The sequence below is a fragment of the Microtetraspora fusca genome (assembly GCF_001570365.1).
Classification (GTDB): domain Bacteria; phylum Actinomycetota; class Actinomycetes; order Streptosporangiales; family Streptosporangiaceae; genus Microtetraspora; species Microtetraspora fusca.
Map to the genome: position 1 here is coordinate 20,627 of NZ_BBYK01000091.1, position 9,865 is coordinate 30,491.

Here is a 9,865-nt window from a genome sequence, read left to right on the forward strand (position 1 = left end):
TGCGAATAATTCGCCTTCGTGTTAATGACTGGTAACCTGACTGGCCGAGGGCGAGAGGTGAACGTGAGCGACAACCAGGCGACAGGACAGGCCGGCGGCGAGCGGGACGAGCGCCGCGCGCTCATCGACCGGCTCGCCCGGCTCCAGCGGACGATCGGCCGCTTCCTCGCCCACGACCGCTCCACCCCGCTGCTCGCCTCCAGCCTCACCATGCAGCAGCTCAAGGTCGTCATGATGCTCTTCTTCCGCGGCGCCTCCTCCGGGCAGCACCTCGCCAGAGGGCTCGGAACCGGCCTCGGCACGGTCACCGGCATCGTCGACCGCCTCGTCGCCCAGGGCCTCGTCAGCCGCCGTGAGGACCCCACCGACCGCCGGGTCCGCCTCGTCGAGCTCACCACCCGCGGCCGCCTCCTCGCCGAGGAGCTCATCGACGCCGGCACGGCCAACTACATGCGCCTGCTCGGCCGGCTCGACACCGAGACCCTGAACACGCTCGAACAAGTGATGATCAAACTCCAGGCGGCCGCCGACTCCATGCTGACCGAGAGCGGACGCTCCGCCGCCCACTGACCCCCCTGACCCCGCTGACAGAGATCCATCGACCCCGTTCCGCCAGGGCGACAAAGGTAGGATGATCCGCTATGTCGTCCTATGTCGCAGAACTCTTCTCCCTCCGCGGCCGCACCGCCCTCGTCACCGGCGGAAGCTCCGGCATCGGACAGGCCATGGCCGAGGCCATCGGCCGCGCCGGCGCCTCCATCGTCATCGTCGCCCGCCGCCCCGCCGAGCTCGCCGCCACCGTACGAACCCTCGAAGGACACGGCGTACGCGCCGCCGCCATCAGCGCCGACCTCGGCGACCGGGCCGCCGTCGCCCGCGTCTGCGCCGAGGCCCCCGAGTTCTTCGGCGACATCGACATCCTCGTCAACGACGCCGCCAACAACATCCGCCTCCCCATGGGCGACCTCACCGTCGACGACTACGACCAGACGATCGCCGTCAACCTCACCGCCCCGTACCTGCTCGGCCAGCACTTCGCACCCCGCATGGCGGCCAGGGGATGGGGCCGCATCATCAACGTCGGCTCCCAGCAGTCGATCAGCGCGTTCGGCGACAGCGGAGCCTACGGCGCCTCCAAAGCGGCCATCTGCGGCCTGACCCGCTCACAGGCCGAGGCCTGGTCCGCCCACGGCGTCACCAGCAACACGATCATCCCCGGATTCGTGCTCACCCCGCTGACCGCGCCCGCCCAGGCCGTACCCGGACGCGTCGAGGCACTCGCCGCCCGCTCCATGGCCGGCCGCAACGGCGTCCCCGCCGACTTCGCCGGCATCGCCGTCTTCCTCGCCAGTGAAGCCTCCGCGTACGTCACCGGCCAGGCCATCTGCGTCGACGGCGGATTCAGCGTCCACTGACCCGCCCGCGCCGGGGCGCGCCGCTCCGGCGCGGCGGCGCCCCCTCCCGCCAGTGCGCCGGACGTGCCAGCGCCGCCGGCAGCCGCGTAGCGCCGTTCCCCCTGGCCGCGTTGACCTGGGCCTGAGTGAGGAAGATGCTCCCGGTGAGATCGGCGCCGCTCAGATCGGCGTCCCGCAGGTCCGCGCCGATCAGATCCGCCGTCCGCAGGTCCGCGCCCGCCAGGTCGGCCGCGATCAGGTACGCGCCGCGCAGGTTGGCCCCCCGCAGATCGGCGCCCCTCAGCCTGGCCCCGATCAGGTCGGCGCCCCGGTGGTTCCTCCTCCGCCCCGGAACCCCCGCCCGTACCAGCTCGCTGGCGCGCAGCAGCAGCGCGTTGACCTCCTCGCGTACCGCCGCCACGTCCGTCTCCACGAGCGTCTCTGCGCTCTCACGGGTGAGCCGGTCGACCCTGTCCAGGGCGGCACGGAGATCGTCGTGAACGGGACGGGCGGGGGCGAGTGACAACGCCTCATTGACGTACCAGAGCAGCTCGTGGAGCTGACGCATGACGGCGAACACGTCGAACATGCGCCGCGCCGTGTCCGGATGCCGCCGCCAGTCCCGCCCTTCGAAGGTGACCTGGGAGACCTTCTGCCCGGCGCCCAGGCAGTCGAAGACAGTGCAGCCCGCGAAGCCGCGCTCGCGCAGATGCGCGTGGATGCCGCAGCGGAAGTCGTCCCGCAGGTTCGCGCACGGCTTCCCCGCGTCCTTGTCCACCGCGAAGTCGGCCGAGGCGGCGAAGGGCAGCGCGACACAGCACAGCCCGAAGCAGCTCGCGCAGTCGGCGCGCAGGCCGAGACGGTCGATCTCAGAGGACGGAGCGTGATGCTGCTGGGACAACGTACGGGGTCTCCTGCCAGGAAAGAGCGGAAACGCGGACGGGCCGGACCGCTCGCGATGTCCCCCTATTCTCCCCGATCCGCCTTACCTGTTGTCGAGGGTTTGGGTTCTGTTGCTCGGTCATGATGATCTTTCATCCACCCCGCGCCTTTACGTTGTAGATTTCGAGAGTGCCCATCCCGGAACGGGATCTCGCGGCACGAGAGTTAGCCTGAGGAGGAACACGGGAGGGATCACCATGACCGAGTACGGCAGCGTGTCCACGACCGACGACACCTGCACCCTGCGTTTCGAGCGCCGCCTCCCCCACCCCGTCGAGCGCGTCTGGCGCGCGATCAGCGAGCCCAAGCACCTGGTCGAATGGCTCGCCGAGGCCGAGATCGAGCACCACCTCGGAGGCCGAGTCACGCTGCAATGGCTCGGCACGGACGAGCACGGCAGGCAGAGCGCCCCCGTCATCCACGGCCTGATCAGCGCCTACAAGCCGCCACACATCCTCCAGATCGACACCGACGCCCACGGCGACCTCCGCTGGGAACTCGAGGGCGACGGCAGCGGCTGCCTGCTCCTCTTCAGCGCCACCGGCAAGTACGGCGACGAGGTGAGCAAGGTCCTGGCGTTCTGGCACGCCCACCTCGACTTCCTGGCCGACTCACTCGAAGGGCGGCGCATCGACTGGCCCCGCTGGCCACGCACCCGTTGGGAAGCCCTGCTCGGCTACTACAGATCACGCTGACCGTCCGGCGTCCACTCCCCCTCGCCCCGGCGCGGGAGAGAATCCACCGCCACCCCTCCCCCGGGGTTCCCCGCTCGTCGCCACACGCCGTCTTCTCGCCGTCGTGACCCGTCACAGCAGGGTTCCTCCTGAGGTGTCCAGCCAGTGCCCGGTCACCCAGCGGCTGTCATCGGAGGCCAGGAAGGCCACCGCGTCGGCGACGTCCTCGGGTGTGCCCACGCGCCCCATGGGCGACAGCGACGACAACCAGGCCAGCGCGTCCCCGACAAGCCTGCCCTCGTGCATATCGGTGTCGATGACACCGGGCGCCACGGTGTTGACAGTGATCGCGCGGGGCGCGAGTTGCTTGGCGAGCGTCGAGGTGAGCACGTCGAGCGCGCCCTTGGACATGGCGTAGCTGATCGACGGGGGCATCGCCGAGCCGCGGGTCAGCATCGTGGAGATGTTGACGATCCGGCCGCCGTCGCGCAGCCGCGGCAGCGCGAGCTTGGTGATGAAGAACGGGGCGGTGGCGTTGACCGCGAAGATCCGCTCGAACTGCTCCCTTGTCACGTGCTCGATGCCAGGCTCCTCGTTGAGGATGCCCGCGTTGTTGACCAGGATGTCCAGCCCGTCGGCGTGCGCGTCGAAGGCCGCCCACAGGCGTTCGGCGTCCCCGGGCGTACCCAGTTGGGCCCGCAGAGCGAAGGCGTGCCCGCCTGCCGTCTCGATCGCGGCCACGGTTTCCTTGGCGGCCTGCTCGTTTCTGCCGTAGTGGACGGCGACGCGGGCGCCGTCGCGGGCCAGGCGCCGGGCGATGGCCCGGCCGATTCCCCTGCTCGCGCCGGTGACGAGGGCGGTCTTGCCGTGGAAAGTGTTCATTGCGCCTCCTACTGCGTCAGATGGAGATGAGGTGAACGGGGGTCACCCGCCGCTGGTGTGCGACGATGTCGAACCAGTCGCCGAATGATCCGCCGGACAGGTGTTCTGTTGGGTCTTGGGTGGGACCGATCAGCCGAGTTCTGGCCGGCTCCTCCAACCAGGCGCGTACCGGTTCGGGTCCAGGCGTACGCAGGTCGAGCAGGAACGCGTCCAGGCCGGCGGCGCTCAACGGCGTCTCGGCGAAATCCGCCGGCGGGCTGGGCACCGGCATGGGCAGCGCGCCGTACTCGAAGGTCAGGCCGATGGACAGGTACCCGGATCCGAAGCGCTCGCGCAGGTGGCCACCGAGATGGCCAGGAGACTGGATCGTGTGGGCGATGCCGCCCCAATAGACGATCTTGTCTCCTGAGCGTTCGCGCCACCGGATCACATCGTCAGCCAGGCGCTCTTCCAGGTCCTCGCGCGTCAGCGGAGCCGGTCTGGACGACTCGGGCAGTCCGGCGAAGCGGACCGGGTCGTGGGGGTGCCGCTCATTGTGGGCGCGCATCCATGTGACGACGCCGAGGATCTCCTCCGTGCGCCAGAACGGCCGTGCCCGTGCCAGCAGCGCCCGCGGATCGCCGTGTCCGGTCCGCACGTAGGCGCCCAGCCCGACACGTTCCGGATCGTCACCTTCGAGAGCGAGGGAGCGAAATCCCCGTTTCTCGACGAGAAGTCGCAGGATCCGGTGGGCGACAGCCGACAGTTCGTGGGCCTGGCGCGTCGAAGCGCCCACAGCCACGATGGCGGCATCGGCGGCCATGTCCCCCAGCGGTCCCAGGTCGTCGAGCGGGGCCCGCTGGTCCAGGGTGGTCAGTGGATGGGCGTGGCGCTCGATCCACTCAGAGATGGTCTCGTTCACAGCAGGCTTCTCTTCCGATGTGTGGGGACGGGCCGTCACCTGGTCGCAGGGGCGAGCCTTCATGCGGAGTAGGGGCGGGCCGCCCTGCCCTCGCGCAGGGTCCGCGCCCACCAGTCGAGCCGGTCGAGCATGATCTTGGCGGCGGCGGTACACGCGTCCGGGTCGGTCGGCGTGCCGTTCGCGTCGAACTGGGCCCAGGCGTGCTGGAAGCTGACGGTGTCGCGGATGGTGACCGCGTGCAGTTCGGCGAAAACCAGTCGAAGCTGCTCGACCGCGCGCAGGCCGCCGGAGACGCTGCCATAGCTGACGAACGCGATCGGCTTGGTGTGCCACTGCCGGTTGTGCCAGTCAACCGCGTTCTTCAGAGAGGCGGGAAAGCTGTGGTTGTACTCGGGGGTGACCACAACGAACGCCTCGGCCCTCTCCAGGCGAGGGGTCAGCGTCGCCAGAGCCTGGGCCGCGGCGGGCGTGGGCGTGCCGCCGAAGTCCGGCAGCACCATGGGCAGGTCGATCCCGGCCAGGTCGACGACGTCGACGGTCCAGTCACCGCGACTGCGGGCCTGGCCCGCGATCCAGGCGGCGACGGTCGGACCGAGCCGGCCGTCCCGTACGCTGCCGACGATCACTGCAAGCTGGAGCGGCTCTTCGGGCACGGCAGTCTCTCCACTGGTCACGAAGGGATAGGCGGCGTCCTTGGGCGCCCTGGCCGAACCAGCCTCGTTGTTAAACCAAGGTTCAAGTCAAGCTAGGTTGGCCGGTATGCCGGATTCCGACGCGATCGTCGCGGAGCTGACCATCGGAGAGCTGTCCGAGCGCAGCGGCGTGCCCGCCTCCGCCCTGCGTTTCTACGAGCGCAAGGGGCTCATCGCCAGCCGCCGCACCGTCGGCAACCAGCGCCGCTACCACCGCAGCGCGCTGCGCAGGCTCGCGTTCATCCGCGCCTCGCAAAGTGTCGGCATACCCCTGTCGGTGATCGAGGGCGTCCTGGAGTACGTCCCGCACCACGTCTCTCCCACCCGAGAGCTGTGGCTGAAGGCGTCGGAGTGCTGGGGCGAGGCGATCAACACCCGCATCGCCACGCTGGAGCGTATGCGCGACCAGTTCGCGGAGTGCGTGGGCTGCGGCTGCCTGTCCTTCGACCAGTGCCAGCTGGTCAACCGCGATGACAAGCTCGCCGGGCAAGGTGCGACCCCTCCCGTTGACTCTTGATGAGGGAGTGCACGTGTCTCGATCACGGTAGCCGTGTGCGGTCGGTGAGCACCTCGGTACGGCAGCTGGGCTCCTGGGGGCTTGCCCGAGTGATCCCGCAGCCCGGCAGCCGCAGGCTCCTCATCGAAGCCACTGCCGGGATCGAGACGCTGCTGGAGGCCAGCCATGCGCGGGCCAGAGCCCTGATCGCCGCCCTGCGCGACGGCGAAGACCTGGTCGATCCCGGCCTGGCACAAGATCGGCTCCATGACGTGATCGGGTTGTTCGCCGGCTATGTCGACGTCGGAGAGCAGATGCTCAGCAGATACCGTCGCACTCGATGAGGTCGTCCAACCCCACTCTCCGCACGTCGGCCGAGACCCGCCTACGGCGACCTGTCCTACCTTGACGATCTGGAACGCGCCCGCCGGATCTGCGAAGTGGGCGACAGCTCCGGGTTTCGAGCTCCGGGGGCTGGAGCGGCGCCTGCCGCCCTTCGGCCTGAAGGCGGGCAGCCCAGGCGGCGGTATTTGCCGGGGGCCATGCCGTACTGGCGCTTGAAGGCATTGGCGAAGGCGAACTCCGGACCGTAGCCGACCGCGCCGGCGATTTCGCTCAGCGCGGCGTCGGAGTCGCGCAGCATGCGCGCGGCCGTGCCCAACCGCCACCAGGTCAGATAGGTCAGCGGCGGCTGCCCGAGGAATTGGGTGAACCGGCGGGAGAACGCCGCGCGGGACAGCCCTGCGCGCCGGCCGTCGACGGGATGCTGCACGGTCTGGCCGAGCCTGGCCCGGCCACCATGACCGTGGAGGAGGTCACCGGAGCGCCCGCGAGCACATTCGAGACGTGGGCGAGCGAGCACACCGCGGACTTCCTCGGCACCATGCGGGCCGCCCGCATCCACGAGTACGGCGACGCCTCGGTGATCTCCCTGGACGAGGTGGCGGTGCCGACGCCTGGACCGGGCGAGGTACTCATCAGGGTGGCCGCCACGTCGTTCAACCCGTCGGAGGTCGGCCTACGGATGGGCCTGCTACAGGACGTGCTCGGTGTCACGCTGCCGCACACGCTCGGCTGGGACGTCGCGGGCACCGTGGTCACCGGGGCGGGTGACCTCGCCTCCGGCGACCGGGTGTTCGGGCTCATCGACGGGGCTGCGGCCGAGTACGCGGTCGCGAAGGCGAGCATGCTGGCCAGGGCACCGGAACGGATTCCGCTGGCGGACGCGGCTGCCGTGCCGGTGGCCGGGCTCACCGCGTGGCAGGCGGTCTTCGAGCATGCCCGCGTCGGCCGCGGCAGCCGGGTGCTGATCAACGGGGCCGGCGGCGGCGTCGGGCTGTTCGCCGTGCAGCTGGCCAAGCATGCGGGCGCGCACGTGGTGGCGACCGCCGGCCCGCGCAGCGCCGCCGCCGTGCGGGCGTTGGGCGCTGATGAGGTCGTCGACTACACCAGCGCTCCCCTGCCGGGCGGCAACGACGTGCTGATCAACCTGGTGGCCGACGTGCCCGCCTCAGTGACGCGGCTGGCCAAGGAGTTCGTCTCGATCACCCGGCCGATCGAGCATCCGCGCGCTGTCCGGTTCGTGGCCCGCAACGACCCGGGCCAGCTGGCCGAGCTCGTGGCGTTGATCGACAAGGGCACGGTCCACGTCAAGGCGGACGTTCGCCCGCTGGAGTCCCTGGCCGACCTGCACCGGGCCGCCGAGCGCGGCCTCATTCGCGGAAAGGTCATCCTGAAGGTGGAGGCATGATCAAGCGGCCCCTATCTGGGTCTCAGTTGTCAGCTAGATGATCAGATTCACGGGAAGGACCTTCGGTTGACACAGTGGCGAGTGTCGGCAGGGGCGAGGCGATCCGGTTGGCGACGGCTGCCAGGATCGCGCCTGCCACGGCTGCGGCCGCGGCCGTGGCGAAGGCGGTGGTGCCGGTGTCGTGGGAGCCGATGAGCCGGCCGGCGACGGCGGTTCCCAGGCCGTAGCCGGCCCACATGAAGGTGTTGAGCCAGGCGAAGACCTCGGTGCGGTAGCGCGCGGGGGCATCGTCGGAGAGCAGGGCAGGCACGACGGCGTCGCGCGGCCCGGTCACCAGCCCGACAAGAGTCATCAGTACGGCGAGCGTCACGAAGCCGGGTGCCCAGCCCCCGCCGAGCAGGATGGCCGCCTCGGCGAGCGAGAGCAGGACGAGCAGGCGCCCGCCGATGATCGGCCAGGCCCGCGCGCCGTACCCGAGGGTGCCGAGGAGGGCACCGGCCGACAGCATGCCCATCAGCACGCCGGCGGAAGCGGCGGAGCCGAAGGCGGCGGCCGAGGCGACCGTGGCGATGCGCAGGCAGCCGAAGGTGAAGGTGCCGAAGGCGGCGATGGTCAGCAGCAGGAAGGTGCGCCGGTGGGTGAGCGGGCCGGCCAGCCGGAGCCTGCCCGGCGGGGTAGGCGCTGCTTGCCGTACCGCGGAGGAGGCCAGGAGCAGCGCGGTGCCGAGCAGGACGGCGGCGCCCGCGGCGGCCACTACACCGTAAGCGGGAACGGCCAGGGTCAGGACCGGCACGAGCAGGGGGCCGGCGATGAACATCAGCTCGTTGACGGCGTTGTCGACCGCGTAGGCCGCGGACACGGAGGCGACGGGGACGAGGAGTGGCCAGGCGCCCCTGATGACTGATCCGGCCGGCGGGGTCGTGGCGCCGAGCAGCACCGCGGCGCCGATCATCAGGGCAGGCGGGGCGAGGAGGAGAAGAGCGTAGGCGAGGGCATGGGCGGCCAGGTAGCCGGTCAGGGCAGGGCGGGGACCGTACCGGTCGGCGAGGCGCCCACCGAGCGGCGCGCACAACGCCAGGGCCAGCGCGTGGCCGGTGAGGACGAGACCGGCGGCGGCGTAGGAGCCGAGCCGGTCGACGGCGGCCAGCAGCAGGGCGAGGCTGAGCACGGGCGTGCCCAGCTTGACAACGAGCCCGCTGACAAGCAGGTGAGGGACGCCTGGATGGGTGAGCAGGCGGCGATAGGGCGCGAACACAGCGACTCCGTTACCATCTAACTGGATTACGCCTATGACACAAGGGAAGGTGTTACCAGTCAAGTGGAAATAGCCTGTAACGTCACCCGGCAGGCTCCGCTGATCGCCGAACTGGTCAACCTGGCCACGGCGCGCTGGCGGGGCGGCGCCTCGGTACAGCCACTGGCGGGCGAGAACCTGGTGACGACCTTCGCCGCCAACCTCGGCGACCGCGCGAGTGTGGCCCTACGCGCCGCCCCAGACGCGGGGCGGCACCTGGCCGAGCTGGCCGCCGAACTACGGCAGGCGCTCCTGGCCGAGCGCCCGGCGGACCAGGCCGCCCGCATCAACGCCATGATCCGCAGGTACGGCGCGCAGCCGTACCTGGTCGAGGACGTCGGCCAGCCGTTCCACCTGCACTTCCACGGTTCGGGCGGCAGCGAGGTGGAGGCTCTGGGCGGCGAGTTCGCCACGGCGCTGGCCCTCATCGTGGACGGCTACGGCCCGGACCGCTTCGGGGAGTGCGCGGCGCATCAGTGCGAGGCGGTCTACATCGACCTGACCCGCAACGCCTCACGCCGCTACTGCGGCGCGGCGTGCACGGCTCGCGCCAAGACCGCCGCGTACCGCAGCCGCCGCCACATCTGATCAAGCCTTGTAGTACTCGCGAGGACGTGGGCGACGGGACGGCGGATCATCGGTTCCCCCCTACGGTGCAGAGCTGGGCGCGGAGGGTGTCGCCGACCCATCGCTCCCAGCGCTCGCGCGTCCACCCGCGCTCGCGGACGAACAACAGGTACAGCTCGGGGCTGAGCAGGCCGTACAGCAGGTCGGCGGCCTCCTCCACCGACACCTCGGCTCGCGCACCGGGTTTGCCGACAAGCGCCTTGGCCGCGCCCT

At 70.5% G+C, this 9,865-nt stretch carries 12 protein-coding genes and 2 pseudogenes; 7 read left to right on the top strand and 7 right to left on the bottom strand.

What is annotated here, in order from left to right; translation table 11 throughout:
* The first annotated feature begins 63 nt into the window (after positions 1 to 63).
* Together AWQ68_RS38940 and AWQ68_RS38945 are read left to right on the top strand one after the other, a co-directional pair.
* The gene (locus tag AWQ68_RS38940) at positions 64 to 570 is read left to right on the top strand and encodes a MarR family winged helix-turn-helix transcriptional regulator (protein ID WP_066951380.1); all 507 of its coding nucleotides are present in this window, start codon (positions 64 to 66) and stop codon (positions 568 to 570) included.
* 71 nt (positions 571 to 641) lie between these two features.
* Complete coding sequence (locus AWQ68_RS38945) at positions 642 to 1,415, top strand: SDR family NAD(P)-dependent oxidoreductase (RefSeq protein WP_066951347.1); 774 nt, start codon at positions 642 to 644, stop codon at positions 1,413 to 1,415.
* Here AWQ68_RS38945 and AWQ68_RS38950 read toward each other — a convergent pair.
* Positions 1,402 to 2,295: a pentapeptide repeat-containing protein gene (locus tag AWQ68_RS38950; protein WP_066951352.1), complete on the bottom strand. Its 894-nt coding sequence runs from the start codon at positions 2,293 to 2,295 to the stop codon at positions 1,402 to 1,404. The two genes, AWQ68_RS38945 and AWQ68_RS38950, sit on opposite strands and share 14 nt — an antisense overlap.
* 238 nt (positions 2,296 to 2,533) lie before the next feature.
* Here AWQ68_RS38950 and AWQ68_RS38955 point away from each other — a divergent pair, with 238 nt between their 5' ends.
* Positions 2,534 to 3,031 (top strand): SRPBCC domain-containing protein, encoded by a 498-nt coding sequence (locus tag AWQ68_RS38955; protein WP_066951354.1) that lies wholly within the window; start codon positions 2,534 to 2,536, stop codon positions 3,029 to 3,031.
* 111 nt (positions 3,032 to 3,142) lie between these two features.
* Here AWQ68_RS38955 and AWQ68_RS38960 read toward each other — a convergent pair whose 3' ends face one another.
* The 3 genes from AWQ68_RS38960 to AWQ68_RS38970 are packed head-to-tail and all read right to left on the bottom strand — an operon-like array spanning position 3,143 to position 5,446.
* The gene (locus AWQ68_RS38960; protein ID WP_066951356.1) at positions 3,143 to 3,892 is read right to left on the bottom strand and encodes an SDR family NAD(P)-dependent oxidoreductase; all 750 of its coding nucleotides are present in this window, start codon (positions 3,890 to 3,892) and stop codon (positions 3,143 to 3,145) included.
* 16 nt (positions 3,893 to 3,908) lie between these two features.
* A complete protein-coding gene (locus AWQ68_RS38965) occupies positions 3,909 to 4,793 on the bottom strand; it encodes an erythromycin esterase family protein (protein WP_066951359.1) in 885 nt (294 codons plus the stop codon).
* Positions 4,794 to 4,852: 59 nt separating this feature from the next.
* Positions 4,853 to 5,446, bottom strand: a complete 594-nt coding sequence (locus AWQ68_RS38970; RefSeq protein ID WP_066951361.1) for an NADPH-dependent FMN reductase — start codon at positions 5,444 to 5,446, stop codon at positions 4,853 to 4,855.
* 106 nt (positions 5,447 to 5,552) lie between these two features.
* On the opposite strand from AWQ68_RS38970, the gene soxR reads away from it, so the two are divergent.
* Entirely contained in the window at positions 5,553 to 6,002 is a 450-nt protein-coding gene (soxR, locus tag AWQ68_RS38975) for a redox-sensitive transcriptional activator SoxR (protein ID WP_066951364.1), read from the top strand.
* A gap of 44 nt (positions 6,003 to 6,046) precedes the next feature.
* On the top strand, positions 6,047 to 6,325 hold the full coding sequence (locus AWQ68_RS38980; RefSeq protein WP_245656545.1) for a hypothetical protein: 279 nt from the start codon (positions 6,047 to 6,049) through the stop codon (positions 6,323 to 6,325).
* 56 nt (positions 6,326 to 6,381) lie between these two features.
* Here AWQ68_RS38980 and AWQ68_RS41790 read toward each other — a convergent pair.
* Positions 6,382 to 6,735: pseudogene (locus AWQ68_RS41790) on the bottom strand (helix-turn-helix transcriptional regulator); the annotation flags it as partial.
* 9 nt (positions 6,736 to 6,744) lie between these two features.
* Between AWQ68_RS41790 and AWQ68_RS38985 the strand changes: the two are divergent.
* Positions 6,745 to 7,731: an NADP-dependent oxidoreductase gene (locus tag AWQ68_RS38985; RefSeq protein ID WP_245656547.1), complete on the top strand. Its 987-nt coding sequence runs from the start codon at positions 6,745 to 6,747 to the stop codon at positions 7,729 to 7,731.
* A gap of 22 nt (positions 7,732 to 7,753) precedes the next feature.
* On the opposite strand, the gene AWQ68_RS38990 is transcribed toward AWQ68_RS38985, so the two are convergent.
* Positions 7,754 to 8,986 carry an MFS transporter gene (locus tag AWQ68_RS38990; RefSeq protein WP_066951367.1) on the bottom strand — a complete coding sequence of 411 codons (1,233 nt, stop codon included), beginning with the start codon at positions 8,984 to 8,986 and terminating at the stop codon, positions 7,754 to 7,756.
* A 63-nt stretch (positions 8,987 to 9,049) separates the two neighbouring features.
* On the opposite strand from AWQ68_RS38990, the gene AWQ68_RS38995 reads away from it, so the two are divergent.
* Complete coding sequence (locus tag AWQ68_RS38995; protein ID WP_066951369.1) at positions 9,050 to 9,613, top strand: CGNR zinc finger domain-containing protein; 564 nt, start codon at positions 9,050 to 9,052, stop codon at positions 9,611 to 9,613.
* 46 nt (positions 9,614 to 9,659) lie between these two features.
* Here the strand turns inward: AWQ68_RS38995 and AWQ68_RS43875 are convergent.
* Positions 9,660 to 9,865: pseudogene (locus AWQ68_RS43875) on the bottom strand (TetR/AcrR family transcriptional regulator); the annotation flags it as partial.

Bases quoted from the DNA above. Each gene is read 5' to 3' on its own strand.
- soxR (WP_066951364.1), top strand. From the start codon at position 5,553: ATGCCGGATTCCGACGCGATCGTCGCGGAGCTGACCATCGGAGAGCTG.
- AWQ68_RS38945 (WP_066951347.1), top strand. From the start codon at position 642: ATGTCGTCCTATGTCGCAGAACTCTTCTCCCTCCGCGGCCGCACCGCC.
- AWQ68_RS38955 (WP_066951354.1), top strand. From the start codon at position 2,534: ATGACCGAGTACGGCAGCGTGTCCACGACCGACGACACCTGCACCCTG.
- AWQ68_RS38985 (WP_245656547.1), top strand. From the start codon at position 6,745: ATGCTGCACGGTCTGGCCGAGCCTGGCCCGGCCACCATGACCGTGGAG.
- AWQ68_RS38960 (WP_066951356.1), bottom strand. From the start codon at position 3,892: ATGAACACTTTCCACGGCAAGACCGCCCTCGTCACCGGCGCGAGCAGG.